Origin of the sequence: Corynebacterium sp. zg254 (assembly GCF_024701495.1) — a bacterium.
Classification (GTDB): domain Bacteria; phylum Actinomycetota; class Actinomycetes; order Mycobacteriales; family Mycobacteriaceae; genus Corynebacterium; species Corynebacterium zhongnanshanii.
On record NZ_WIAR01000004.1, the window covers coordinates 147,032 to 172,260 of the forward strand.

24 protein-coding genes and 1 tRNA gene are annotated in these 25,229 nt (G+C 56.6%); 14 read left to right on the top strand and 11 right to left on the bottom strand.

From position 1 onward, the window contains the following. Positions 1–60 precede the first annotated feature (60 nt). From GC425_RS09565 to GC425_RS09575, 3 genes are read right to left on the bottom strand one after another with little or no spacing between them, the layout of a single operon-like run. Positions 61–819: a decaprenylphospho-beta-D-erythro-pentofuranosid-2-ulose 2-reductase gene (locus tag GC425_RS09565; protein WP_151844862.1), complete on the bottom strand. Its 759-nt coding sequence runs from the start codon at positions 817–819 to the stop codon at positions 61–63. 10 nt (positions 820–829) lie between these two features. Beyond that, on the bottom strand, positions 830–2,242 hold the full coding sequence (locus GC425_RS09570; protein WP_151842769.1) for an FAD-binding oxidoreductase: 1,413 nt from the start codon (positions 2,240–2,242) through the stop codon (positions 830–832). A gap of 46 nt (positions 2,243–2,288) precedes the next feature. Then, a complete protein-coding gene (locus GC425_RS09575) occupies positions 2,289–2,582 on the bottom strand; it encodes a hypothetical protein (protein ID WP_225723563.1) in 294 nt (97 codons plus the stop codon). A 173-nt stretch (positions 2,583–2,755) separates the two neighbouring features. Here GC425_RS09575 and GC425_RS09580 point away from each other — a divergent pair, with 173 nt between their 5' ends. The 4 genes from GC425_RS09580 to GC425_RS09595 all read left to right on the top strand — a co-directional run bounded on the left by GC425_RS09580 (position 2,756) and on the right by GC425_RS09595 (position 6,112). After that, a complete protein-coding gene (locus GC425_RS09580; protein WP_151844864.1) occupies positions 2,756–4,288 on the top strand; it encodes a sodium:alanine symporter family protein in 1,533 nt (510 codons plus the stop codon). Between the two features lie 8 nt (positions 4,289–4,296). After that, complete coding sequence (locus tag GC425_RS09585; protein ID WP_151844865.1) at positions 4,297–4,947, top strand: N-acetylglucosamine-6-phosphate deacetylase; 651 nt, start codon at positions 4,297–4,299, stop codon at positions 4,945–4,947. A 114-nt stretch (positions 4,948–5,061) separates the two neighbouring features. Next, positions 5,062–5,673 carry a GtrA family protein gene (locus GC425_RS09590; RefSeq protein WP_151844866.1) on the top strand — a complete coding sequence of 204 codons (612 nt, stop codon included), beginning with the start codon at positions 5,062–5,064 and terminating at the stop codon, positions 5,671–5,673. 10 nt (positions 5,674–5,683) lie between these two features. Beyond that, entirely contained in the window at positions 5,684–6,112 is a 429-nt protein-coding gene (locus GC425_RS09595; protein ID WP_231699806.1) for a GtrA family protein, read from the top strand. A 47-nt stretch (positions 6,113–6,159) separates the two neighbouring features. Here GC425_RS09595 and GC425_RS09600 read toward each other — a convergent pair whose 3' ends face one another. Then, entirely contained in the window at positions 6,160–7,344 is a 1,185-nt protein-coding gene (locus tag GC425_RS09600) for a hypothetical protein (protein WP_151844867.1), read from the bottom strand. 286 nt (positions 7,345–7,630) lie between these two features. Between GC425_RS09600 and GC425_RS09605 the strand changes: the two genes are divergently transcribed. Then, a complete protein-coding gene (locus GC425_RS09605) occupies positions 7,631–8,461 on the top strand; it encodes an alpha/beta fold hydrolase (protein ID WP_192930443.1) in 831 nt (276 codons plus the stop codon). Positions 8,462–8,465: 4 nt separating this feature from the next. Here GC425_RS09605 and GC425_RS09610 read toward each other — a convergent pair whose 3' ends face one another. Beyond that, the gene (locus GC425_RS09610; RefSeq protein WP_151844869.1) at positions 8,466–9,371 is read right to left on the bottom strand and encodes a glycosyltransferase; all 906 of its coding nucleotides are present in this window, start codon (positions 9,369–9,371) and stop codon (positions 8,466–8,468) included. 230 nt (positions 9,372–9,601) lie between these two features. Between GC425_RS09610 and GC425_RS09615 the strand changes: the two genes are divergently transcribed. Continuing rightward, entirely contained in the window at positions 9,602–11,365 is a 1,764-nt protein-coding gene (locus GC425_RS09615; RefSeq protein ID WP_192930444.1) for a YiiX/YebB-like N1pC/P60 family cysteine hydrolase, read from the top strand. After that, positions 11,362–12,582 (top strand): hypothetical protein, encoded by a 1,221-nt coding sequence (locus GC425_RS09620; protein ID WP_151844870.1) that lies wholly within the window; start codon positions 11,362–11,364, stop codon positions 12,580–12,582. Before GC425_RS09615 ends, GC425_RS09620 begins: the two co-directional genes overlap by 4 nt. A gap of 15 nt (positions 12,583–12,597) precedes the next feature. Here the strand turns inward: GC425_RS09620 and GC425_RS09625 are convergent, their stop codons facing one another. Genes GC425_RS09625 through GC425_RS09635 form a run of 3 tightly spaced genes read right to left on the bottom strand, consistent with a single transcriptional unit; the run spans position 12,598 to position 16,243 of the window. Beyond that, positions 12,598–14,496 carry a long-chain-fatty-acid--CoA ligase gene (locus GC425_RS09625; protein ID WP_151844871.1) on the bottom strand — a complete coding sequence of 633 codons (1,899 nt, stop codon included), beginning with the start codon at positions 14,494–14,496 and terminating at the stop codon, positions 12,598–12,600. Positions 14,497–14,524: 28 nt separating this feature from the next. Then, positions 14,525–15,313, bottom strand: a complete 789-nt coding sequence (locus GC425_RS09630; protein ID WP_151842758.1) for an ABC transporter ATP-binding protein — start codon at positions 15,311–15,313, stop codon at positions 14,525–14,527. Between the two features lie 39 nt (positions 15,314–15,352). Further along, complete coding sequence (locus GC425_RS09635; protein ID WP_151844872.1) at positions 15,353–16,243, bottom strand: ABC transporter permease; 891 nt, start codon at positions 16,241–16,243, stop codon at positions 15,353–15,355. Between the two features lie 221 nt (positions 16,244–16,464). Between GC425_RS09635 and GC425_RS09640 the strand changes: the two genes are divergently transcribed. After that, positions 16,465–17,853, top strand: a complete 1,389-nt coding sequence (locus tag GC425_RS09640; RefSeq protein WP_151844873.1) for an aminotransferase class V-fold PLP-dependent enzyme — start codon at positions 16,465–16,467, stop codon at positions 17,851–17,853. Positions 17,854–17,889: 36 nt separating this feature from the next. Here GC425_RS09640 and GC425_RS09645 read toward each other — a convergent pair whose 3' ends face one another. After that, positions 17,890–18,933 (bottom strand): NAD(P)H-quinone oxidoreductase, encoded by a 1,044-nt coding sequence (locus tag GC425_RS09645; RefSeq protein WP_151844874.1) that lies wholly within the window; start codon positions 18,931–18,933, stop codon positions 17,890–17,892. A gap of 140 nt (positions 18,934–19,073) precedes the next feature. On the opposite strand from GC425_RS09645, the gene GC425_RS09650 reads away from it, so the two are divergent. The 6 genes from GC425_RS09650 to GC425_RS09675 all read left to right on the top strand — a co-directional run bounded on the left by GC425_RS09650 (position 19,074) and on the right by GC425_RS09675 (position 23,480). After that, positions 19,074–19,161: transfer RNA gene (locus tag GC425_RS09650), tRNA-Ser, on the top strand. A gap of 341 nt (positions 19,162–19,502) precedes the next feature. Beyond that, positions 19,503–20,492: an LGFP repeat-containing protein gene (locus GC425_RS09655; protein WP_231699808.1), complete on the top strand. Its 990-nt coding sequence runs from the start codon at positions 19,503–19,505 to the stop codon at positions 20,490–20,492. Between the two features lie 532 nt (positions 20,493–21,024). Next, a complete protein-coding gene (locus GC425_RS09660; RefSeq protein WP_151844880.1) occupies positions 21,025–21,603 on the top strand; it encodes a hypothetical protein in 579 nt (192 codons plus the stop codon). 26 nt (positions 21,604–21,629) lie between these two features. After that, positions 21,630–22,310 (top strand): hypothetical protein, encoded by a 681-nt coding sequence (locus GC425_RS09665; RefSeq protein WP_151844881.1) that lies wholly within the window; start codon positions 21,630–21,632, stop codon positions 22,308–22,310. Positions 22,311–22,476: 166 nt separating this feature from the next. After that, positions 22,477–22,767, top strand: a complete 291-nt coding sequence (locus tag GC425_RS09670; RefSeq protein WP_151842748.1) for a hypothetical protein — start codon at positions 22,477–22,479, stop codon at positions 22,765–22,767. Positions 22,768–22,895: 128 nt separating this feature from the next. Beyond that, positions 22,896–23,480: a GNAT family N-acetyltransferase gene (locus GC425_RS09675; protein ID WP_151844882.1), complete on the top strand. Its 585-nt coding sequence runs from the start codon at positions 22,896–22,898 to the stop codon at positions 23,478–23,480. Between the two features lie 142 nt (positions 23,481–23,622). Here the strand turns inward: GC425_RS09675 and GC425_RS09680 are convergent, their stop codons facing one another. After that, a complete protein-coding gene (locus GC425_RS09680; protein WP_151844883.1) occupies positions 23,623–24,930 on the bottom strand; it encodes a hypothetical protein in 1,308 nt (435 codons plus the stop codon). 33 nt (positions 24,931–24,963) lie between these two features. Next, complete coding sequence (locus tag GC425_RS09685; RefSeq protein WP_257823262.1) at positions 24,964–25,095, bottom strand: hypothetical protein; 132 nt, start codon at positions 25,093–25,095, stop codon at positions 24,964–24,966. Positions 25,096–25,229 lie beyond the last annotated feature (134 nt).

Genomic DNA, 25,229 nt, shown 5'->3' on the forward strand with positions numbered 1-25,229 from the left:
GCCAGTACCGCAGCAGAGTGCCGGTGCCTCCGCAGCGCACCGGCACAACGTCCTGCACTCCTACAAAGGAAGCTTCCGAATAATCGGCAACGGCAAGTGCTTCAAGATCATCATGATCGGGCGGAACAGCGGATGCACCCAAATCAAGGACTTGTTGTTATCTACAGCCTTGGCGATAGCCTTCGCCACGTCTTCCTTATCCACAGTCAACGGAGCATCGTCCAGATCCTTCGTCATATTGGTACGAACCTGGCCAGGACGAACCGTCAGAACCTTCACACCAGAACCGCGCAGAGCCTCGTTGAGCATCCGGTAGAAACCATCCAAGCCGGCCTTCGTGGAGCCGTACACAAAGTTGGATCGGCGCACCATCTCACCAGCCACCGTGGAGAAGGCAATGATTTGGCCGTGTCCCTGCTTTTTCATGTAATCCGCCAGCAGCACGCCCGCAGACACAGCGCCCGTGAAGTTCACCTGAGCTGCCTGAACGGCAAGCTTCTGGTTCGTCCACTGGGCTTCGTTGTCGCCCAGGATTCCGAAAGCCACGATCGCGATGTCGATGTCACCGTCAGCAAAAATCTCCTCAAAGACAGCCGGGTGAGAATCGAAGTCCACAGCGTCAAACTCCACACGCTTCACTTCGGTGGCGCCGGCCGCGCGGACGCGCGCTTCGGCGTCGTCCAAAGATTCCTCAGCACGTGCCGCAAGGACAACGCGAGCGGGGCCGCGGGACAAGAATTCCTCGACGACCGCCAAACCCATGTCCGACGCACCGCCCAGCAGAACAATAGACTGCGCTTTTCCTACAGCATCAATCATGACAAACTCCTTATAGCTCGAGACGGCGGGACATATCGGACGCGAATACGCCCGTGGGGTCAATATCACGGCGAGTTTTCAACCAACCAGGCAAACCTGGGTACATCTGGTGGAAGTTCTCCGCGGACGTGCGGGATTCCTTTGCCAAATACAAACGGCCACCAAATTCCATGACGCGGCGGTCCAAATCATCCAAGAATGCGCCCAAGCCCGGCTTAATGGGGAAGTCCACGCACACATTCCAGCCCGGCATTGGGTAGGACAATGGCGCACGGTTACCCTCGCCGAACAGCTTGAACACATTCAACGCAGAGTAGTGGCCGGACTTCTGAATATCCTTGATGATCTGCTTGAACGGCTCCACGGCGTCCGTGGGAACAACAAACTGGTACTGCAAGAATCCCTTCGAGCCGTAGCCGCGATTCCACTCGCCAATCAGGTCCAACGGCTGGTAGAACTGCGTCAGGTTTTGCACCTTATTGCGGTATGTTCCGGACTTCAGCCACCACAGCTCACCGATGGCGATCATCGACAGCTTATTCATGGTGAAGTTCGGGAAAATATCCGGCACGGTCAGCAGCTGGGGAGCGTTAAACTTCAGAGGCTCCTTCGCCAGCTTCGGAGCCAATTCCTTCAGCTGTTCCAGCGTGGCCAAAGAACCACGGGAGATTGCTGCGCGGCCTAGCTTTGGTTCGGGAGAAATGGCGTCGAACCAGGCGGAGGAATAGGTGAAGTTATGCTCCGAGCCATCGGAATGGAATTCGATGGTCTCATCAAGATTCTGGGTCAGATCGCCATCGGCAATGAAATATGCCGTTTCCGTCTTCGTCATCTTGATCCGGGCGCGCAGGATAATGCCGGTGAGGCCCATGCCGCCCACGGTTGCCCAGAACAGCTCGCCATCTGGGTCATCTGCCGAACCCTCCGGCTCCAGGTGCAGGACACGGCCGTCGGCCACCAGCAATTCCATGGAGATCACATGGTTGCCGAAGGAACCCGCGGAGTGGTGATTTTTGCCGTGAATATCTGGACCAATTGCGCCACCAATTGTGACCTGACGGGTGCCCGGCAACACAGGAACCCATAGACCATAAGGCAGGGCAGCCTTCATCAATTGATCCAACGTCACACCGGCATCCACATCAACAATGGCCGAATCCGGGTCAATGGAATGAATATGATTCAGCTGCTGCATGTCGATCACCAAGCCGCCGGCATTCAGCGCAGGATCGCCATAAGAACGGCCCATGCCGCGGGCAATCACGCCACGCTGTAAATGGGAGGGCTTATCCGCATTGTCATCTGCGACCTGGGCAACTGCCTGGGAGATGACCTCAATATCGGGAGTGGACAAAACCTCTGCGGTGGATGGCTGCGTTCGGCCCCAACCGGTCAGAGTCTTCGTGCTGGTATGCAAAGTCATATCTTCCAGACTAGACCGATACAGCCGGAGCTTGGGGGAAGCGGCGCTAGTACAGATCCATTATGTCCCGGATCTCCTTCGGTAGCTCCTCCACGCTGGTGATCTCTGGGCCGTCGTAATTCTGCAGAATCTCCCGGACTATCCGGCGGCTGGTGGAATCCAGAATGGGCAATTCCTGAGCCATCATTCGGGTCATATATTCGTTGAGCGGCAGGTGCGTCCGCGAGGAAGCCTCGTAACTGGATTGCTCACCAACGCCGCCCACGCGGATGGGATGTGCGCGTTGCTCTTCGTCGGCTTGGGTGCGCTTTTTCTTGGTGAAGAAATCAAAGACTGCCATGAGCCTCATTTATAGCTGCTTTCGCCCGACGCCGCCGCGTCCCTAGCCTCACCGTGTGTGCCCGAACGTGCTGTCTCCAGCCGGAGTTGCCGCCTTCACCCGAACTCCCAGCCTCCACCCGGAGTTGCCGGTTTCGTAGGCATTGCGTGGGTGGGCAGACTAATGTGTGATCCATGCAAGACATCTTCAGCACCGTGATCGGTGCCATTAACTCTTCTTTGTGGACGTGGGTCCTGCCCTGGGTACTCATCGCCGCAGGTGTATTCTTTGGTATCCGCACGGTCGTGGTGCAGCTGCGCATGGTGCCGGATATGTTCAAGGCCGTGACCGAACGCCCGGACGGCGGTAGCTCCGGGGCGGATGAAGACGCCGAATATGGCGGCATTTCCGCCTTCAAAGCCTTCACTATTTCCGCGGCCTCCCGTGTGGGAACCGGAAACGTCGCGGGTGTGGCTGTGGCTATTTCCGTGGGTGGCCCCGGCGCCGTGTTCTGGATGTGGATTATCGCCATCCTGGGTGGCGCGACGTCCTTCGTGGAGTCCACGCTGGCTCAGCTGTGGAAAGTACGCGATGGTGGTGCCTACCGTGGTGGGCCTGCGTACTACATGTCTCGCGGTCTGGGCTGGAAGCCTTTTGCCGCGGTCTTTTCCGTGGCTATTGCCATTACTTTCGGATGGTTCTACAACGCTTTCCAAACCAACGCGATCTCTGAGTCCTTGGCTACGTCTTTTGGCCAGGAGGGTGAGACGTTCAAGATTCTGGTTGGTGTGGCCGTGGTGCTGGTCTCCGGAATTATCATCGTGGGTGGCGTGCAGCGTATTGCAAAGATGACTCAGCTGATTGTCCCGTTTATGGCGGTGGCGTATTTGCTGGTGGGCATCATTGTGGTTGTCCTGAATATCGGCGAAGTTCCTGGGATGATCGCGGATATTGTTGGCTCTGCTTTGGGCTTCCGTGAGGTTGCTGGCGCCACCGTGGGTGCTGCATTGATGAAGGGTATCCAGCGTGGTCTGTTTTCAAACGAGGCTGGTGAGGGTTCCGCTCCGAACGCCGCGGCGACCGCTACTGTGTCTCACCCTGTGAAGCAGGGCCTTGTTCAGACGCTGGGCGTGTATTTCGACACCCTTGTTGTGTGTTCGATTACCGCCTTCATTATTTTGCTGGGCGCTGATCTGCATACGTTCGGTTCGGATGAGATTGAAGGTGTGGCGTTGACGCAGTCGGCGTTGGCGGACACTGTGGGAAGTTGGGGTACCCACTTCATTACCTTTATTTTGTTCTTCCTGGCGTTTTCTTCGATTCTTGGTAATTACTACTTGGCCGAGTCCAATGTGGAATATCTGTCCGAGAAGAAGAGCGTGTTGTGGGGTTACCGCTTGATTGTTCTTGCCTTTGTTTTCTATGGTGCTGTGGCGCCGTTGGGCACCGTGTTTGACTTGGCAGATACCGGTGCAGCGGTGATGGTGCTGCTGAACGTGTGCGCTATCGTGCCGCTGTCTGGCATTGCGATCAAGCTGCTGAAGAACTACAACGAGCAGCGACGCACGGGCGTGGATCCTGTGTTCCATCGTGACATGCTGCCGGAGGCGAAGAACGTGGAGTGCTGGGATGGATCTGATCCTGTTACTCGCCGTAGTGAAGAAGATCGACGCCAGCTTGCGCATCGTCATAGCACTGGCGACCGAAAGAGCTTGCGCGAGTATTAATGGGTGTCATGACTGATTCCACGAGTACGTCCGGTCAGGTTGCTAGCATGTCGACCACGTCCACGTCTGTAGATCCTGTGATGATTGCCTGCGTGGTGAATGGGACGTGGGCGATCTGGCAGGTAGAGACTGACCCGGATGTTCAGGTGGGTGACTTCAGCGGCGCGTGGATCATCGGGCAGGAGGGCATCCAGGGTTTTGCGGCGGATGCCGACTGGATTGAGGGGCGCGATGATCCGCTCACGATGCTGAAGACGGTCATCCGCTACCCGGTGTTGCCTGTGGATCCTGCCACGCGCGTGGCACTGGAATCTGCCGGGTTTAAGGATGAAGAGATCATTGACTGGGCTGCAGTTCAGGACAATGCGCACCGGTGGTTTGACCGGGCTAGGAAGGATTTTTCTGAGGAGTTTCCGGGCAAGAAGCAGCCTCCATGGGGTACACCTCCAGTGTGGGAGGAGGCAGAGGTTGCGCCCATCCCAGGGCTCGAGGGTCACGCCGGTGTGGCAGCACGCAGTGCTCTGGCATATGCCAGAGCACTGCGCGGATGGATTCGGGAGTGGAATGCTTTCGATAAGGTCCGCGTGCGCCGCTTGGGCCCCACGATGACTCGCTATTCTGAACTCTCAGGCCTCCCGTTTACGGCGCCGGTTTCTTGAAACGGGGCGGAAAAGATAGGGCTTTTGGGCGCAGGGCACTAAGATAGGTTCAGTTTTGAGTGAGCTTCAGTAGGTTCACTGTTAGTCTTCCCGTAGTCGACGCGAAAAGAACATATGACCAGCATTGAGCAGACCGCCCATCAGGTAGTGGTGGGGCGTAAGCGGCGCATCTTCCGTCAGTTCATACAGTTTGGCGTAGTGGGAGCGTCTGGCTTTGTGGTGAACCAGGTTGTGTTCGTGTTGGCGAAGAAGCTCACGGAATCTGGGTGGGATATTCATGTGGAAGACCCGTTCATGAATCTCCTGGGCAGTGAGTTTCATATGCGCTGGTACCACGTGTTTTCTATCGTGGCGTTTCTCGTAGCGAATATTTGGAACTTCTGCTTGAACCGCTTTTGGACCTTCAAAGGTGAGCACAAGAATGCCTGGTGGAAGCAGCTTCCTCTCTTCATGGCTGTGGGGGTGTTTGGGTTGGTCATCACCCTTATGGTGCAGACTGCGCTGGTGAACCCCGAATCGCCGATTGCGTTGCCGAGTGACATTTTTGATAATTCCACTGGGCTGCGCACCAAGTCCTACTGGGGTAACTGCATCGGTGTGATTGTTGCCGTGCCTGCGAACTTTGTGTTCAACAAATTGTGGACGTTCCGAAACGTGAAGGCCAAGCCGAGCACGGTCAAGGCTGTGAAGCGCGTGGCGCCGCGTACCGCACAGGGCGACAGCTAGGGGACGAGCCGTGGGAAGCAAGAACATGGATAAAAAGCTGGTTGCCCTGCTTGATTCACAACTGGTGAAGTTTGTACTGGTGGGTGGTTTTTCTGCCATCGTAGACTTTGGTTCTACGGCGTTTTTCACATTTGTGTGCGGCTTCAGCGATGGTGTGGCCAAGGCACTGGGCTTTGTATTGGGGACGCTTACGGCTTACTTCATTAACCGGCGATGGACGTTCCAGGCAGAGGCATCCACTAAGCGGTTCATCATCACGATGATTACCTATCTGGTGACCTTCGTGGTGCAGTGGGGCCTGTACAAGATCAGCATTCCGTGGTTGGAAGGCTTCGATCTGAACGCGTTTTGGGTGCGTTTGATTTCCTTTGTGATTGCTCAGGGAACCGCGACGGTTCTGAACTTCCTGATCCAGAAGTTCGTGATCTTCAAGAAGTAGTCCTGCCGATCGAGTGCGTGAAGTCAGACAACTAGCGCCCCACACTGTCAGACAACTAGAGCCTCACACTGCGGTTCCGAGCACTGAGAACGAATGGTGGCGACCACGCGTTGGCACCACGCTGGAACCGAGTGGCGGGCTTGTGGTGTATCCGGATATCGGACCCGTAGGTGCATCCCATCGTCATTGGAGACAAACCACGCCATCACGCCATTAGTCTTGATATCTGCAGATATATGCTGAGGTTCTAGTCCCGGCTCGATATCGACAGGAAGTTTTCTATTGTCCAGCCAGGACAGCGCGAACATTCCTTCGGTTGGGGGCATCGCACCACCCCATGGTTCCATAATCGGCGCCAGTGGGTACGACCCCAGCTGGATAGCGTCCCGGATAGCTTCCTTGACTCGTGTCGTACCTCCACGATCTAGATTGGCCTCTGGACAATCGAGGATTGAATTCGTAATAAACCACCCTAGGGCATTCTCCCATGTCCCAGCAGGGGTGGAGGGCTGCCGGCGGGAATGAATGGGGAATACGGCACGCACTGGCGCCATCGCCGCCACTGCCAACCCCAACATCGAACAGTTCCGTCTGGCCGCGGCATCCTCAAAGCGAGCGAGCCCTTGGGCATCCAACACTTCGATGACGTCCACTACCTGCTCTCGAGGTTGGGATACATCTCCCAAGTCGCCGGGAAACACAGGCATGTGCCCGCTTTTCAGGTGCTCATGCCACTTCTCGACAACATGATTCGGTGCCTCGTTGCGATCTAGAAGCTGCTGCGAATGCTCGCCGAAGCTCAACGTGGGCTCCAGGGCCACGGCCGGGTCATCGCCACGTACTATCGCATCAAGCAACGTGGTGAAGTCTCGAATAGTGAGAAGTAGAGACCAGGCATCTGAGTGAGAATGATCGAAGCCGAGCACGATTGTCGCGTCCTCCACATAATCGCCACCCGGCTTGCCGCATCCAGTAACCGTTTCGCTATCCAATTGGCCATGATCGTTATCATGAACAACCACACATAATTGATGCGATGGGCTCGCGAAGGGGTTACACTGCTGATCGAAAATGTCCCTGAGGATCAGCCGCGGATCTAATGCGTCCGAACGATTGTCGGCACGAGCACCCTTTTCCAGGCGCCATGTTCCTGGATACACATTAACCACGTGCAGCTGCGGATTGTTCGGATCAACCACCACTGTCCGCAACGTGCCGTGCTGAGTGATCAAGTGATGGTACGCGGTAGAAATCTGCGCCAGGGTCGCTGTTCGGGGGAGACGAAAACTGACCGCCATCCAGCTTCCAGCGCGAGGACCCCGCGCACAGTGTTGCCGCTGGTCAAAACTGATCGGCGGCGGTGTTATTCCCGTCCTTGCTTGCGTTTTTACTCCGTAGGCGTACACGCTGCCTGGACGCAGGTGCATGGTATTAATCGTGGTTAGTCGCATAATGGAGACATTAGGTAGGAAATGTTTCAGGGAAGGGTCAGGCGCGTTGACATTATCGAAACTTACTGTGGGGAAGTGGCGTATCGCCTATGATCTTTTTTCCGACGCCGGCCTCCACCCCCAGCACCCTCACTCTCTTGATCGGCCTCGGGTGGTGCAGCTTCATGGGCTCACCAGTTCCATGCAGCGCGATCAGGTGCTGGGCCTGAACTTTCTGTCCTCTCTGGGGGAGTTCGAAGGACTGCGCTTTGATGCGCCGGGTCACGGGCAAACCCGCCTCGTTGATGGGGCCGAGGCCGTTGAGGATGACTTTGTGTGGGGCGCTTTAGCCGAGACGCTGCATGGGGTGTTGGGACAGGTATGGCCTGAATGTATCGAAAAGAATGCGGGCAGTTCCGCCCCTTTGGTGGGTATAGGCCAATCAATGGGGTGTGCGACCTTGCTGACAGCCCAGGTCCGCTACCCAGGTCTTTTTGACAAGCTTGTTCTGGGTATTCCGCCCACGATCTGGTCCACTCGGAGCGAGCGAGCACACGGGTATGAGCTTTCAGCTGCGTATGTGGAGGAGCATGGCCTGGAGGCCTATTCCGAGTACACGCGCCAAGAAGCTCTTCCTCCAGCGGTACGCCCTGATCGGCCGCACACGGCTCCCGATGTCCTGGAATCGATCCTTCCCATTGTTTACCGCGGGGCCGCCCGCGCGAACCTTCCTGCTCAAGAAGATATTGCGGGTATTGAGTGTCCCGTGCTGATTCTTGGGTGGGTAGGGGATGCCGGTCACCCTGTGGAGAGCGCGGAAACATTAGCGGAGGTGCTGCCGCATGCGCAGATGCATATTGCTCGCACGCCGGAGGACGTGGATGCGTGGCCTCAGTTGATGAGGGACTTCATAAGATAGCGGATTAGCTGGGCCGGTTAAAGCGCTCTTGGCGACCTGCCTTGTGCAGGTTGAACCACTCTCGAAAGCCCTTAACGTCCCTATTTTGCACCAAGAAGAACCACGCAAAGCGGGCATATTCTTGGGGAAGCAGCCGGCGCATTCCCGGCTGGTTCATGATGTAGCCGCGATTGCGGTATGTGAAATAGCGCTTGAAATCACTATCGGGATATTGGGTGTGCATCTTCCCGCCCAGAATGGGCTTAAACTCGTCGCTGCCATCCGGGTGCAGGTACGCCGTGGTCAGGCACGTTCCGAATGCCAAGCCGCTGCGCACTAGGCGGCGGTGATACTCCACCTCGTCACCGCGGATAAACAGGCGATAATCCGGCACGCCGATGATCTCCATCGCCCGTGCGCTGATTAACGCGCCATTGAAAAGGCTGGCTATTCCCGGCAGGAAATCACCGTCCAATTCATCCCGACGCCTACGCCACACCACTCCCTGACGCAGAGGGAACGCCAGCTTGTCTGGGTTGTCGATATTGCAGACTACCGGGCTGATCTCATCTAGCCCCTCCTTGGCGGCAACTGCTTGGAGGGTTGCCAACACATGGGGGCCTTCGGGCCGACCATCATCATCGGCGCACCATACAGCGTCCGCGCCCAGTCGCAACGCGGTTAAGAAACCTAAAGCGAAACCGCCTGCGCCGCCTAAGTTCGTCGCGGAGCCCACGTAGTGGGCACGTTCCCCCGCAACTTCTGTCACCAGTGCCTCGACCTCTGGATCGTTGCCATTATCCACTACGATGATGTGCTGGACATGTGCCCCTTCCTGATTCGCTACTTGAGTCAGGGAGGCTCGCAGAAGGTCCGCTCGGTTGTGGGTGACAATAACTGCAGCAACTGTATCGGTGGTGCGAAGACTCATGGCTTCTAGTGTGCCATGACGCAACCCTTACTGCGCGCATCCTCCGCCAGTTCATGCTGTGTGACACGGGCGAAGTGTCTGGCTTTCTGGTCAATCAGGCTGCGTTTGCATGGTTTGAGAAGCTCATGAACTTTATTTTTGGAAAAACCTGTGCGCAACCTGTGTGCTGTCTGTTAGCATGGTGTTTATGTAGTACTTCTATACTAACCACTGAGGAGTGTGGGTAGGTCATGCAGGTAAAACGTTCATGTCTAGCGCTATTGACGAGTGTGGTCGCGGTGATGGGGCTCGTGCCTACTGTTGCTGCTGACGAGGAGAAGCACGCGGCCGGGGTCACTAATCCTTTTGCAGATGTGGTTGCCCCGGGTCGTGAGGGGTTGGTGCCTGGTGAGGCTGGTTTTGGTGATAATATGATTGATAATCATGCTGGTGCGGGGTGGGTTCCTACTGCTGATCCGAAGTCTCGGGTGGTGGCCGGTGGGATGCGTTCTGATCGGGAGGAGGTTCCTGGAGGTTTTTCGAAGGAACAGGCGGATCGGGCTGAGGTGCAGGAGGCTGCTGAGAGGCGGGGTGTGCGTTTTCGTGGGGTGGGGCAGGATTGTCGGACGTATTGGCCGAGTCCTTTTAGGGTGTGTGGTGCGATTCGGGTGAAGTATGATCAGTTGGGTGGGCCGCAGAGTTTTTTGACGTGGCCGAAGTCGGATGAGTTGGGTGTTCCGGATGGTGTGGGGCGACGCAATGAGTTTGTGAATGGGTTTATTTACTGGCATCCAACTACCGGAGCGCACCCGGTTACTACTCACTTTTCTACGGTGTGGGCGCGTAATGGTTGGGAGGCTGGTCGGATGGGGTATCCGGTCAGTGATGAGTATGGTCTTGGTGATGGTGTGGGTCGTCGGCAGGATTTTCAGCGGGCTCATGTGTTTGGTTCGTTGGCTGGGTTGGCGTCTGTTGAGGGGCGGATTTTTGATCGGTGGGTTGAGACTGGTGCTGAGGGGGGTCCGTTGGGTTATCCGGTTGCTGATGAGGCGGGTACTCCTGATGGGCAGGGAAGGTTTAGTCGGTTTACCGGGGGAATGGTTTACTGGCATCCACGTCATGGGGCACATGAGATTCTCGGTTCCGTATTAACCCAATGGTCACAGATGGGCTACGAAAGAAGTAGATTGGGCTATCCGGTAAGTGCGCCAGAGTCTAACGGAGCATTTCGTCTTACCCAAGCCTTCGAAAACGGCAAGCTCAATGGCTACGAGTCCCCCGTGCCCGAGTTGGCGCAACTACTCGAGATAGACGAAGCAGAAATCGACGCCTTCTATCAAGAACTTGAAGAAGACTTTAAGGCGCATGGTATCGATGTGAGGGAAGGATTCCTAGAAGCCTTCCGCCGTGGACAAGAATCTCTTGACTTCACTGGTTCTTTCAATCCTGATGAGTATGGGATAGATCCGGACCAAATAGTGCGCAAGGACTCGTTTACTCTCAGTAGGGCATGTACCCCTCCTGACTTTGTTAAGCCGGGTAATGAAAGGACCAACCGAGGCGATCTATTTTACTCAAAAGCGGTGAGGTACAAAGTTATAAACCATGGCCACAATGGAATATTTGTCACGCAGGGAAATGAAGATCCAAATAAGATCGAAACTGTGGAGGCGGTAAACGCAGAAAGGGGAGTAGAGCGCCTCATAGGAAGCAAGCGAATCGGAGTATGTAAGCCAGTATATTTATCTGTAAACACAGATAATGCAACTAGGGAACGTGCGGCAGCATGGGCGGAAAGTAAAGTGGGAAAGGGATATCAGAGTAACTTTGCAACTACGCGCATCGGAAAGATCGATCGAGATTCATATAATTGTTCTCAGCTAGTGTGGGCTGCGTATAAGCATGCATCTGGTGGAGGGCTAGACATTGGAGAGCGTTTTCCTTACGAGCCATATCAACCTGCGGTCTATCCTAAGGATATTCTGGATTCGCATAATACAAGGATTTTCAGATGATGTTGCGCCATAAACTGACAAGGCGCCAACGACTGATAGCGCTGTCTGTGGTTGTTGCGTTAGGCCTCGTAATAGGTGGTGTGTATATCTGGAGCAGTGGACCAGAAAAGGTTCCGGTTCCTGAGTCTGACTCGGCTACAGCGAGAACGTTCGTCGGCATTTCTATGGAAACGGCCTTGCCCCTTAACCGCTCAGATAAGAATAATGTATTCTGGTCTGCGGAGGACGGCTCGGGAGGGAGAGTTCATTCGATCGCCCCAACGTATTTTCCCTCCATAGAGAGGATAGATGATGGCTTTATCGCTCCAGATAGAGATTCAATCGTTATATATGATGACAAACTGAATGAGCGTAATCGGTTCGAGGTTCCAGATTTGGGAGCTGGCATGCAATCTTTCTCGAAAAGCTCGAATAATGGGCAATATGCTGCATTTGTGTTTTACGAATCTCCTGCTGATGGTGATGTCAAGTCCCAAGTTGTTGTTGCCAACTCAGAAGAATCGAGAACGACTGATCTCCCCAGAGATATTGACGGCTTGACCATGTGTGATGACGGCACCGTTCGGTGGGTTGAATTCGATCCGAAAAATGAAAAAGATAAATTTGGTGAGGGATCGCTGAAAGTGACGAGTTGGGGTCAGGAAGGCGAGCCAACAACTATAGAATTGGCTAATTCTTTCCCTTCAAGGCCAACTGATGCAAATCTATTGCCTTGCGGGTCAGGGAAGGGCTACATATTAGCGACTGATGCCGATGGTAAACGACTTGCGTTCCCAGTATTAGAAGGAGAGCAAGGATTACACATTGGAAGTCCAGGCACCATAGTAGATGTTGAATACCCCTCGTTGTCGCGGTTCGATGTAGTGCAAGGCGATGTATTCTATAGCCTTGATGGCGAAAGCTTTCTCACGGCCACGGATTTGAACACCGGAAAGCTCATATACAAGCATCAGCTTGATGTTAAAGGGCCGAACCCAGTCTCAGTAACATACGACAACGGCAAAGCTTTCGTGGTTGCCCGGCCAACCGAGTTCGACAACGGGCAGGCGATCTTACCTGTGGATCTCAAGAACCCAGAATGCGTAGGAGAGCTCATCAGGCTGCGTGGATATAACGAAATTCCCAAAAAAGCCTATGTTAAACGGTTCGGGGAATCATTTATGGTCGTGATGAACGTGCTTCCCGTTGATAAGGACTACACTGTACGTTGTTCTTAGGCCAAGGCTCTCCCGCTAGCTTTCCCGCTCAGTCTTCTCTACCAGCTCCTGCACCTCGCGGCGACGCACCTTACCCAACTGATCCGCAGGAAGCTCACGGAACGCGTGGAAACGACGCGGTACCTTGTATCGCGTCAAACGCTCCGCCGCGAACTCGCGGAACTCAGCCGTATCCACGGTGGCGCCATCCGCCAACACCACGGCCGCCACCACGGTTTCTGAACCGTCACCACGCTCAACGCCCACCACAGAGGCCTGCTCAATGGACGGGTGCTCGCACAACACCTCTTCCACCTCCGCGGGGTACACATTGAACCCGCCGGTGATGATCATCTCCTTAATACGGGAGACTATTTTAATGAAGCCGTCAGGCTCCATCACCGCCATATCGCCTGTTCGGAACCATTCGCCGTGGAAGGCGGAGGCTGTGGCGTCGGGCTTATTCAAATATCCCTTGAACACCTGTGGCCCGCGGACAAGCAGTTCCCCCGCCTCGCCATCCGGCATGGTGACATCAGGATCATTCGGGTCGGCTATGCGCACCTCCGTGGAGGGGAACGGAACGCCGATGTAGCCCTCGCGGCCGCGGCCCATCGGATTACCGACGATGATCGGCGCGGTTTCCGTCAGCCCATATCCCTCAACGATCTTGCCGCCGGTGAGGCGCTCCCACTTCTCTACGGTGGAGGCGGGTAGCGCACTGGCGCCGGAGAAGCTGGCGCGGATTCCGCTGATGGAGATGTCCTGCTCGTCTGCGGTTTCCATGATCTTTTCGTAGAGAGTCGGCACACCCGGCATCCACGTAGGCATGTTCTTCTTCATCACCTTCATCACCAGATCCATCTCCGGCGCAGGAAGAAGCTGTAGATGCCCACCGATCAACGGGGCCATGGTGATGTTCATCGTCAGGCCGTACGCGTGGAAGATCGGCAGCGCCGCCAGCATAACCTCCGGCTTCGGACCCGTGCCTAGACCCTTGACCCAGGCGAGCCCTTGTCGCAGATTCGCAATGAGGTTCCGGTGAGTCAGCACAGCGCCCTTCGGCTGGCCCGTCGTGCCGGAGGTGTACAGGATCAGCGCCGGATCCTGGGCCTCGATCTTCTGCCCGCTGGTTGTCTGCGCGTAGGCAAGGCCGTCCGCGCGGATCTGGCCGGCCTTGTCCTCGCCACGCTTCATGAACTCCGTCCATGCCAACGCCGCCGGTGCCGGGCCCGACAGCTTCGCCCGCGCCTTCTTCAACGCCGGCACAGGAAGCTTCAATGCCTGGCGCAGCGGCCACGGCATCTCGTCCATCAACGTGACCGCAATGATGGTCTCCACAGGGGAGTTCAGGCGCAGCTTCTCCGCAACATCGGCGGACTTATCCCAGAAAAACGCAACCTTCGCCGCGTGATCCTGGAAGGGGTGCTCCAGTTCCTTCGCGGTGTACAGCGGGTTATGCAGCGTGGGGATCGCGCCTAGGGTCTGTACCGCGTAGAAGGCGATCAGCGCCTGGGGGCAGTTCGGCAGAACGAGAGCCACCGTGTCTCCCGGACGCACGCCGAGTCCTTGGAGGGCGGCCGCGGCTGTGGCGACCTCAGTGCCAAAGCGCTCATACGTGCTGGACCTGTTGAAGAAACTAAACGCCGTGCGGGTGGAGTAATCGCGCACGCCATTCCAAAAAATCTCCGGAAGCGTGAAGCCGCGAGGGTTGTCTGCGGGGTCATCCAGATCGATGGTGTGTGCTGTCCAGGGGGTGTACTGCTCGAGCCATGCCTTGGTGTCGTAGGCCTGCGATCCGGTAGATTCCTGCTGGTCGGGAGTGTTTCCGCTGCTGTTGTCTGGATGTGTCACGCTTGAGCTCCGCTTTCTGTGCGGGGATGCCGCACGAGCGTTGTTTGATGGAGTTGATGTCTCGGGGTCAGGGTCGAGCATACGCCCGTGCGCCAACGAGTGGCGCGAGCTAACGGCGCCCCAAGTCCTTCAGCACCGTGCGCACGTGCGCCCCAGCCTCAGGGCCTTCATAGGCTTCCACCACGTCATCCACGGCGCCATGCTGGCGGATCTCCCCATGGTCGATCCACAGTGCGGAATCGCACAATTGCGCCAGGAACTCATTGGAGTGGGAAGCGAACACCAGGATTCCGGAGCGTTTCACCATCTCCTCCAGCCGGGTGCGAGCCTTGGCCATGAACGCGGCATCGACGGCGCCGATGCCCTCATCCAGAAGCAGAATCTCCGGGTCAATGGACGTCACCACGCCCAACGCCAGGCGAATACGCATACCTGTGGAATAGGTGCGCAGCGGCATCGCCAAATAATCGCCCAGCTCGGAAAACTCCGCAATTTCGTCCATTTTCTTGTGCATCGCACGGCGCGTCTGACCCAGAAAAAGGCCGCGGATAATGATGTTCTCGTAGCCAGAGATTTCGGGGTCCATGCCCACACCAAGATCAAACACGGGCGCCACACGGCCCTTCACCACAGCGGAGCCGCGGGTGGGTTCGTAGATCCCAGACAGGAGGCGCAGCAGCGTGGATTTACCCGCGCCATTGTGGCCCACCAGGCCCACGCGATCGCCATCCTGGAGGTGGAGATTAATGTCCCGCAAGGCCTCCACCATCACTGTATTGGACGCGTTTTTGCCGATCACACCACCGGCCGCGCCCAGGACGGTTTGTTTCATGGAGCGAGTCTTGGCGTCGAAAATAGGGAAATCGACGCAGGCGTTATAGGTATCGATGGAAACCATAATGAAAAGTCCTGACCAGTTTGTCCTGCTTGTGTTCTCTTAAACCCAATAGCTCACGCGGAAACGCCACCGGCGCATCACCAGCAGCGCAGCCACCAGGCCCACCGCGGTGAAGCCCAGTACGATCCACCAGTGATACGTCTCCAGGTGCTCGCCGATCATCGGCGCGCGGACAATCTCCAAATAGTGGTAGAGAGGATTCAGCTCCGCAATTTTCGCGCGCTGAGCAACCTCACCACCCTGCTCTTCCAGCGTTTTCGTGGTCCACACAATAGGGGTCATGTAAAACGCCAACTGCACCAAAGAATCCAGCAGCGGCGCCACATCGCGGAACCTCGTGGCAATGATTCCGAAGAACATGGACACCCACACGCCATTAATAACCAGAAGGATCATCGCCGGAATGGCCAGTGCCAACTCCCAGCCCAAATGCGGCCGGAAAATAAGCATCAGAATCACCCAGATCACCAGGTTGTGCAGCAAGAAAAGAAACTGCTTCCACACCAGGCGATACACATGCACCGACAGTGCAGAGGGAAGCTGTTTAATCAACCCCTCATTGGCAATGAAGACCTCGGAGCCCTCCTTAATACAGCCAGAGATAAAGCCCCACAGAATAAGTCCCACCGCCACGTGAGGAAGGAAGACCTTAATATCCTGCTGGAACAGCAGGGAGTACAGCAGACCCAGAGCCAGCGCCATCACACCGGTGGCGATGGTGATCCACAGGGGGCCTAGCGTGGAACGGCGATACCGCTGCTTAATGTCCTGCCAACCCAGGGCCAGCCACAGTTCTCGTTGTTGGAAGCCTTGGCGTAAGTCGCGCCACGACGCACCGAAGGTCTGGGAGCGGGACGAGGGGGTTTCCGAGGCATCCGTCTGCGCAGTCATGCGCGCAAAGTCGGGTGAAGGAGTGGGCGTAGTACTCATTGCACCTAATTTACTCCCGCGGTGCCTTATTCTTAAGAATTCTCACGCGGTAGGCGTGTGGCGGCGTGGGCGCGGAGGGGGCTGGACGGCGTCGATAGTGATGGGGAGCGGCTGCATACGTGAGGTATTACGAATGTAGGAGTGAGGCGCTAAGATCATGAGGACGTCGATCGGCGGCAGGCTATGGCACGTCTGCAGCGCAGGAGCAACGAGGAGGATGTGTGTTCGATAATCCCAGGGTGCGCGGCCTCTATGCGTCCTTGTCGGATGGATGGACCTATGTCAATGCACAGTCACACCCCCAGGTTCCCGAGAAGGTTTCCGCGGCTGTGGCGCGGGCCTTCCGAGTCTCCAACTTGCAGCAGCCGATCGAAGTGGGATCCGGATTCCACTCCCGCACTGAGCAGCCGGGGCGCCGCCTGGGAGAAACCTTCGAACATGCAGCCCGAGTGGCAGCGGCCGACCTCGTGGGAGGCCGCCCCGAATGCGTGATCCTGGGGCCTTCGCGCGCAGCGCTGCTGGATGGGCTGGCGCAAGTGATGGGCCACAAGCTGCGCTTGGGCCAAGAAGTTGTTCTCTCTCGCGTGGATGACCCGGCCAACATCACGCCGTGGACCCGCGCCGCCGACCTGTTCGGCGCGCATGTCCGCTGGGCCGAGCCCGAACTGGCTACCGGCGCGCTGCCCAGCTGGCAATTCGCGGAACTGGTGGGGGAGCACACCGCCCTCGTGGCCGTGGGCGCCGCCAACCGTCACGTCGGCGCGGTGAACGACATCCCGGCGATCACCGGAGTTGTGCGCAAGAAAACGCCGCAGGCCCTGGTGGTGGTCGACGTGGACAATATCGCGCCATACCGCATCATTGACCTGCCGACGCTGGGCGCCGACGTTGTGGCAGTGGACATCGCCTCCTTGGGCGGGCCGCAGATCGGCGCCCTGGTGTTCCACAACCCAGAGGTCATGGATCGCCTCCGCCCCTTCGGTGGGCGCAGCCTGCGCACCGTCCTGGAGATCGGCGGAGTATCCGAGGGCCTGTTGGGTGGCGTGCCCGAGGCCGTGGAGCACCTCGCCTCCCTTGACGGTGAGGCGCGGGGGACGAGGCGGCGTCGATTGGAAACAACGTTGCCGCAGGTCAACGCCTACACGGGCGGCCTGGCGCGCCGGGCGGTAGAAGGTCTGCAGGCGCTCGGCACGGTCCACGTGGTGGGAGTGGACGGAGACTTCCACGCCAACCCGTCTTTCGACAACATCGACCGCATCCCGCGCGTCACCTTCATCGTGGACGCCGTCCCCGCCGACGTGGCACAGCAGCGCCTCGTGGCCCACGGGGTCGTAGCGGATGTCGTGCGGCCCTCCCAGTCCGAGCTGCTGCGCGTGATGGGAGTGTTCGGCGACCCCGAGACGGCCGACGCGGGACGACGCGCACGGCGAGTCCGACCGGGGCGGCACAGTAGTGCGGCGGCGGTGGCGTCGGTGGATGATCCCTACCGCCGGGCCGCATGGGGCGAAGAGCCCGCGGACGAGGCAGGTGCGGTGACGCTGTCCTTCTCGCCGCACAACACGGCCTACGACGTGGATCAGGTCATCCGGGCGGTGGCGTCCCTGGCGTGAGCGGGGCGGTGCAGTCAGTCAGCGTGATGAGCGCCGCTAAACCTGCGGCACCTCCAGCACGATCTTGCCCGTGATCTCGCCCGCGAGCAGCGCCTTGTGTGCCTCGGCGGCCTGCTGAACCGGCAGGACCCGGTCCACGTGCGTGCGGATCGTGCCGTCGGCCAGCAGCGGCCAGACGTTTTCGTAGGTGGCGCGCACGATGCGGGCCTTATCCTCCGGATCGCGGTAGCGCAGCCCGGTGGCGCTGATGGTGCCGCGGGTGGCGAGCAGGCGTCCGATGTTCAGCTCGCCCTTCACGCCGCCCTGCATGCCGATCGTGACGATGTGCCCGTCCGGCGCCAGGGCCTTGATGTTCGAGTCCAGGTACTTCGCGCCGATGATGTCCAGAATCACATTCGCGCCGCCCTCCGCTGTCAGTACCTCGGCGAAGTCCTCTTCCTTGTAGTTGATGAGGATGTCCGCACCATAGCGCGCGCAGGTATCGAGCTTGCTTTGCGAGCCCGCGGTCACGGCCACGCGCGCGCCGAGGGCTTTGGCGGTTTGGATGCCGAACAGGCCGATGCCTCCGCCGCCGCCGTGGAAGAGTACCAGGTCGCCCTCGTTGACGTGGGCGGTCATCATGATGTTGGACCACACGGTGGTGGCGACTTCCACCACGGAGGCGGCGTCCCGCAGCGAGTAGCCCTCGGGCAGCGGCATCAGCTGGCCGTGCGGGACCGTGACGTGTTGCGCGTACCCGCCGCCGGAGAGGAGGACCGCCACCTGGTCACCCGCCTGCCATGGTGATCCGTCCGGCCGTTGCGCGCCGTTGGGATCTTCAACGACGCCAGCAGCCTCCAACCCGATAGTGTTCGTAGTGCCTTTGGGTGGTGGGTAGTGGCCGGCCGCTTGCAGCGTGTCCGCCCGGTTCACGCCCGCGAACTGGATCGCAACCAGGGCTTCGCCGTCTTTCGGGGTGGGCTTGGTGACGGGTTGCCAGGTGAGGGAGGAGGGGTCGTTGGTGTCCGTCTGCACGATGGCATGGGAAGTGTTGTCGGTAGTGGGGGACGTGTTGTTGTGGGAAGCGTTGCTGTGAGTCATGTTTCCCACCCTAGCTATTTTCCCCTGGGTGCTGTGGTTGTGGTTATGGGAAGCCAGTGTTGTAACATGGTGCCTGTTCACTACGTGAGGTTGTTCGCGTGTACCGCCAGGTGGCGTGGCGAATCGAAGTGTGAATGCCTGGAAGTATGGCAGAGCGGCCGAATGCACTGGTCTTGAAAACCAGCGTCGTGAGAGCGACCGGGGGTTCAAATCCCTCTACTTCCGCCAATCACTTTCCCCAGTTCAGCGATGAGCTGGGGATTAGTTGTATCTGTGCAGGTTGGCGGGGGAGGAAGAGTACGTCGTGTCGAATGCGCGATCAAGCGATGCTGACCGGAGATACGAGTGCCGGAAGTCAAGAACCTTATGGACATTTCGGCAGCCAAGCGCTAGGTTAAACTCTATATTTGTTTACCCAACTACCAATATCGATAGGAGATCGTCTCATGCATAGCATGCGAGGGCGTATCGCAATACTAATGGTATGTGCTGTATTGGTGTGTATGGGAGCATCGGTCAACGCTCAAGAACATACAGTTCCCAAGGATGCAACAGGAGACGCTGCAGGGGTGGTTGAGGATGCCGATATTCATACCGTCTCCCCGGGTCGTGAGGGGTTGGTTCCTGGTGAGGCTGGTTTTGGGGATAATGTGATTGATAATCATGCTGGTGCGGGGTGGGTTCCTACTGCTGATCCGAAGGCTCGGGTTGTGGCCGGTGGGATGCGTTCTGATCGGGAGGAGGTTCCTGGGGGTTTTTCGAAGGAGCAGGCGGATCGGGCTGAGGTGCAGGAGGCTGCTGAGAGGCGGGGTGTGGGTTTTCGTGGGGTGGGGCAGGATTGTCGGACGTATTGGCCGAGTCCTTTTAGGGTGTGTGGTGCGATTCGGGTGAAGTATGATCAGTTGGGTGGGCCGCAGAGTTTTTTGACGTGGCCGAAGTCGGATGAGTTGGGTGTTCCGGATGGGGTGGGGCGGCGTAGTGAGTTTGTGAATGGGTTTATTTATTGGCATCCGGATACGGGTGCGCATGCTGTGACGACTCATTTTTCTGTGGTGTGGGCTCGTAATGGTTGGGAGGCTGGTCGGATGGGGTATCCGGTCAGTGATGAGTATGGTCTTGGTGATGGTGTGGGTCGTCGGCAGGATTTTCAGCGGGCTCATGTGTTTGGTTCGTTGGCGGGGTTGGCGTCTGTTGAGGGGAAGATTTTTGATCGGTGGGTTGAGATTGGTGCTGAGGGGGGTCCGTTGGGTTATCCGGTTGCTGATGAGGCGGGTACTCCTGATGGACAAGGAAGGTTTAGCGACTTTCTTGGTGGGAAAATCTATTGGACTCCGCATACTGGTGCCTGGGAGGTAACTGGATTACATCTGCTGGAGTGGGCCAATGAGGGATATGAAAGAGGTCACTATGGCTATCCAGTTGGGCCGGTGGGTGACATTGAGCACATGGAGGCAACACAGCCCTTCCAAAACGGAAATATTCGCCAGTACGTTCCTGGTAGCGCAAATGTGGGCGCTGACCTAAGTCAATTATTTACCTGGAATATTGAGGAAGATTAAGAAATTTGGGAGTTTAAAATGAGCATTGGGATAAGATTCGCAGCGCTATGTTCAGCGGTGATCGTTAGCTTTAGTATTGTTTCTCAAGCTCAAGCGGAACCGCGCAACAAAAGTAATGATGATCCAGTCACACTATCAAATATTGACTGCGGTGGAAAGGCTGGGCAGCCTCACGTGTCCGCCACTGCAAAAAGCAGAAATAAATATGAAATACATGCTAGAGCTACAAACTGGTGTAACAATTTGCCTAACGAACTATATTTGGGAGGAGTTCTCAAAAGAAGCTCTTGGCGCGGGTGGCTAATACAACAAAATTATGGAAATCGCGGTAACCCTGCTACTAAAATTAATGCAACTTCAAATCGACCGAATGTTGTAGTGCTTGTAACGCCTTGTACTAAGGGAACTCGATACCGTTGGAAGGCGGAATTCGACAACGCGGCCATTATCCAAGGCAAACGATGGGGAAGCGTAAATCCGGTTATGGTACGACAGACTGACAGTGAAATCACATGTGAATAGGAGGCAGTATATGAACTATCTTCCAGGCGTTAGGCGCTTTTACTCAAGGCGAAATTTAGCGTTGTCAATCGTTATTTTAAGCGTGATGATTGTGATAAGTTCTTGTGTTGTAAAAAATCAGCCAACGAAGGACTCGCCTCGCGGCGATTCGAATGCTGAAGCTTCTATTAAGATAAATACAAGTTCTCCTAGTGTTATTCTTATCGATAAGGGATATATAGATAATAATCATGAGTATCGGTCGGAACTGCGGCTCAATGAAGATGAAATAGAATTCCCGGACCCGGTTATGCAGTCAGTAGTTCGAGATGTTGCATTAGAATTCGGCGGTTATAAAATCCGCAATATGGATATTTCTTATTTCTGCCTCGATGATTCTGGTAATCCGCAACTGGTCGATACACTGAGTTGTCTGAACGACAGTGGAGAGTTTCAGGATAAATGCCCAATTGCCGTAAAAGAGAGCAACGATTCGTCTTTAAGGGCAGCGATAGACATTCCCGCGCTTCAGCAGGCGACCCTGCAGGTAGATTTTCAGCCTGAAGATTATCCTGGCAAACCTGTCCAGCGACGAACCTGGATACTCTGAACTGATGGGTTGTTATTAGGATTCAGATGAGAAATAATACCTTAGATTCAGATACTTCCCTCGTTCCTACATGGAACTTTAGCAATGAAGTTGAAATTCCCTTTTCTGATCTATTGCCATACGATATGCTCAACGATACCTTCGTCCTTGCTCTAAAAGATCAGTACAGGTTTTGCGTAATAATGCTACTGGAGGTGGACATTAGAGACAATTCTAATGTTTGCCGCGGTGCTACTTGGCAAGAAGTTGCCCGTCGATTCAAATTGAAATTAGACCCTACAAAACCGTTCGGCGAGGCATTTGTTGCTGAGCGTGAATCCACCTTATATAGCCAGTTTGAACGTAAAGTTATTCCTCCAGATTATGTGGATTTGGATGTTCCTTGGCAATTTTTAAGGCCAATAATGGGATTGCCCGATGGGGGATACATTATTGATGAAGGCGAAATTCCTAAGGGTGTAAATAAAAGGATTTTCAATGGGTGGGCTGTTGCTACGGCTTTTTGTACCGGCGAGAGGATGGATGTTGAAAAAACGAGAAGTACGCTGACAACAGCGTGCTGGAAAGCCAGTGAATGGCTGTACTTCGTACCGATTGACGGCACTCGCGTGATTATATGCACGAATCTCCAAGAGCAGGTTGACGAGATACTCAATGAGCCTGAGATCGAAAGCGCCCTGTTGTGGTCTCCTCCGGGGACCGGATAGCCGCGGGTGTGCGGATGGGGTTAATTGAAAATATTGCGTTGCCTCGGGGGTACGTCGAGGGGTAGGTGTTACCCCTGGTCAGGGCTCACAGCGGCTGTTATTGACAACCTATTGAACATGGACTATTTTCAATAGTAGAGCAACAACGATCGCAAAGGAGCGAACAATGAGCTGCACCACTCACGCAGAACACGACCACAAGCACGGCCCAGACTGTGGCCACGTCGCAATCCCACACGGCGACCACACCGACTACGTCCACGACGGCCACCTGCACCGCGAGCACGACGGCCACTACGACGAGTGTGAAACCACCGAACACCACATCCACGAGGGCCACGACCACGAGCACGGACCCAACTGCGGCCACGTCGCAGTTCCACACGGCGACCACGTGGACTACATCCACGACGGGCACCGCCACGCCGCACACGACGGCCACTGGGACGACCACTAAACCGGCCAATCCTCGCTACTGAGGTAACAAAAGGCACCCTCCATCAGGAGGGTGCCTTTTATTGTGCGCAGAACTCGATATTTTGACTAGGCTCGAAACCGAAAAAGAACAGCACAACTGGAGGCAGCATGATCATCCGCAATGCCACCCTAGAAGACATCCCCTACATCACCGACATCTACAACGAAGCCGTCGAAAACGGCACCGCCATCTGGGACGAAGTCGTTGTCGGCGTGGACAACCGAACCGAATGGTGGCGCAAACGCACCGGCGAAGGGTTCCCGATGTTTGTCGTAGAGGACGACGACGCCAACAGCCCCACTCACGGAGAAGTGGTCGGTTATGCCACCTACGGCCGCTTCCGCCCATACCAGGGGTACCGGTATTCCGTAGAACACTCCATCTACATCCGCTCCGATCAGCGCGGCAAAGGCATCGCTGTCCCGCTCATGGAAAAGCTGATCGATCGCGCGCGGGAAGGCGGACAACACGTCATGGTTGCAGCCATCGAAGCCAGCAACAAGCCATCCATCGGGCTCCACGAAAAGCTGGGCTTTGAGCACGTCGGTCACATGAAAGAGGTGGGCATCAAGTTCGGAGAATGGCTGGACTTGGTGCTGATGCAGCTCAAGCTGAACGACGACCCAGCCCCCGGAGCGAAGCAAAGCGACGAACGCCATGCGGTGCCCCAACGCGACGAAGCGGCTGAGTAACAGCCGCTTCGGTTGGGGGTGAGGTTGGCGCGGGAGTGCGCCGGCTCGGAAGGAGGCCGGCGTCGGGATTAACCCGGGTGACCCGCGCGACCCGCACGGCCCCTGGATTGGGTGGGCAGCGCAGGAGTGGGCGGCGTCGGGATTAACCCTCTACGCCATTGAGCTCGTTCAACGCCTCGGGCGTCTCCACGGTCTTGATGATCTTGCCGGACTTAATGTCCACAGCATGCAGCTTCTTGGACTGAGGCTCGGAAACGTACGCCACATCACCCAACACGAACAACGTTGGGCGCTCCTTCTGCCACTTCTCAGGCTCCTTCCACTCCTCGGTCACCTTGTACTTGCCCGTGATCTCGCCAGTCTTCGGGTCAATCTTGCGCAAATTACCATCGGTGCCGAGAATCAAAGCCTCACCCTCCGGGCCACGGCCCAGAGAACGGAAACTGTAGCTCGCCTCCACATCAACGATCTTCAGCTCACCAGTCTCGGTGTTCGTCAAGGTCACACGCGTAGGACGCTCCAGCTCGGCGTCCTTGTCCACCTTGTAATCACCCAAGACCACAGGGGACTCCTCAGAACCAGCCTGGTTACCAATGCGCCCATAAGAATCCTTGGACTTCACCTTCTGGAACGCACCATTCTTAAAGATCACGATGCCATCCTGGCAACCCACCGTGATCGCACCGGCCGCGGGGGCCTCGCCGTGCACGCCTGGGCAGTCCTCGGTACGGGCAGTTTCCTTGCCGTCCTTATCCACAGCCACCACAGTGTGGCGCTCGTCCTCCGTGCCCTCAGTGTGCACCATGCCACCATCCGGCAACGCCACAGCAACACCGTGGTGAGGATGAACCTTCGTCGTCTTTTCAGGCTTCGCGAATCCCATACGCTTGTTCGCGCGCTTCACATCCGACAAGGAAATGTCCTGGATGGAACCATCACCATCGCCAAACAGCAGCGCGCGGCCCTCATGAACAACCACGTGACCAGGCTTCACCGCTTCATACGTATGGTCCTTCAAGGACGGCGTCACAGTGTAAGAGTGAGTATGGTCGCCATGCGGTTCGGTCCACGCGCCGGCGTCGAATATTTGGAAACCATCCTTCGTGGACACCAGAACAGTACGGCCATCGCCCAACTGGTTAAGGCGGTTGAAGCCGTCCAGCTTCGTATCGTTAATGACCTCCAGGGTCTCCGCGTCAAGGGTCAGAATGCCGCCATCGTACGTTGCGACCAGGCGAGGCTGAGGGCCTGCAACCTCTTCCTGCTTGGAATCGCCTTCGTGGTCGTGGGCGTGGTCGTGCTCGTGGGAGGCATCGGCCTGAGCGGACTGGTTAGTGGAGTTGTTGGAGCCGTTGGAGCCGTTCGAGTCCTTTGAATCCTCGGAAGAGCAGGCGGTCAGTACGAGACCGCTGGCCAGGAGGGCTGCCAGAAGAGTGCGCTTTGTAGTCATGGTTTTCCCGTCGATCTTTTAAGGAGCATGGTCCTAAGGGGGCATGGTGGTCAGGGACTTGATGTCCGGGGGCTTGGTGTTCGTGAACATGGAGTTCGTGAACATGGCGTCCGTGAACAAAGAGTTCGTGAACATGGCGTCCGAGAGCATGGCCTTAAGGAACATTGGTGAGAAGGAACATCATGTTAAAGAACATGGTGTTCGAGAGACTGACTATAGACGAGGTTAGAAAGTTTTGGAAGCTATTTTCAATAGTAGTTCAATTAGTGGGGGTGGTGGCGGGTTGGGTTGTGGGTTTG

Bases quoted from the DNA above. Each gene is read 5' to 3' on its own strand.
- GC425_RS09565 (WP_151844862.1), bottom strand. From the start codon at position 819: ATGATTGATGCTGTAGGAAAAGCGCAGTCTATTGTTCTGCTGGGCGGT.
- GC425_RS09570 (WP_151842769.1), bottom strand. From the start codon at position 2,242: ATGACTTTGCATACCAGCACGAAGACTCTGACCGGTTGGGGCCGAACG.
- GC425_RS09575 (WP_225723563.1), bottom strand. From the start codon at position 2,582: ATGGCAGTCTTTGATTTCTTCACCAAGAAAAAGCGCACCCAAGCCGAC.
- GC425_RS09580 (WP_151844864.1), top strand. From the start codon at position 2,756: ATGCAAGACATCTTCAGCACCGTGATCGGTGCCATTAACTCTTCTTTG.
- GC425_RS09585 (WP_151844865.1), top strand. From the start codon at position 4,297: ATGACTGATTCCACGAGTACGTCCGGTCAGGTTGCTAGCATGTCGACC.
- GC425_RS09590 (WP_151844866.1), top strand. From the start codon at position 5,062: ATGACCAGCATTGAGCAGACCGCCCATCAGGTAGTGGTGGGGCGTAAG.
- GC425_RS09610 (WP_151844869.1), bottom strand. From the start codon at position 9,371: ATGAGTCTTCGCACCACCGATACAGTTGCTGCAGTTATTGTCACCCAC.
- GC425_RS09615 (WP_192930444.1), top strand. From the start codon at position 9,602: ATGCAGGTAAAACGTTCATGTCTAGCGCTATTGACGAGTGTGGTCGCG.
- GC425_RS09620 (WP_151844870.1), top strand. From the start codon at position 11,362: ATGATGTTGCGCCATAAACTGACAAGGCGCCAACGACTGATAGCGCTG.
- GC425_RS09625 (WP_151844871.1), bottom strand. From the start codon at position 14,496: ATGCTCGACCCTGACCCCGAGACATCAACTCCATCAAACAACGCTCGT.
- GC425_RS09630 (WP_151842758.1), bottom strand. From the start codon at position 15,313: ATGGTTTCCATCGATACCTATAACGCCTGCGTCGATTTCCCTATTTTC.
- GC425_RS09635 (WP_151844872.1), bottom strand. From the start codon at position 16,243: ATGAGTACTACGCCCACTCCTTCACCCGACTTTGCGCGCATGACTGCG.
- GC425_RS09645 (WP_151844874.1), bottom strand. From the start codon at position 18,933: ATGACTCACAGCAACGCTTCCCACAACAACACGTCCCCCACTACCGAC.
- GC425_RS09660 (WP_151844880.1), top strand. From the start codon at position 21,025: ATGAACTATCTTCCAGGCGTTAGGCGCTTTTACTCAAGGCGAAATTTA.
- GC425_RS09665 (WP_151844881.1), top strand. From the start codon at position 21,630: ATGAGAAATAATACCTTAGATTCAGATACTTCCCTCGTTCCTACATGG.
- GC425_RS09670 (WP_151842748.1), top strand. From the start codon at position 22,477: ATGAGCTGCACCACTCACGCAGAACACGACCACAAGCACGGCCCAGAC.
- GC425_RS09675 (WP_151844882.1), top strand. From the start codon at position 22,896: ATGATCATCCGCAATGCCACCCTAGAAGACATCCCCTACATCACCGAC.
- GC425_RS09680 (WP_151844883.1), bottom strand. From the start codon at position 24,930: ATGACTACAAAGCGCACTCTTCTGGCAGCCCTCCTGGCCAGCGGTCTC.
- GC425_RS09685 (WP_257823262.1), bottom strand. From the start codon at position 25,095: ATGTTCCTTAAGGCCATGCTCTCGGACGCCATGTTCACGAACTCTTTG.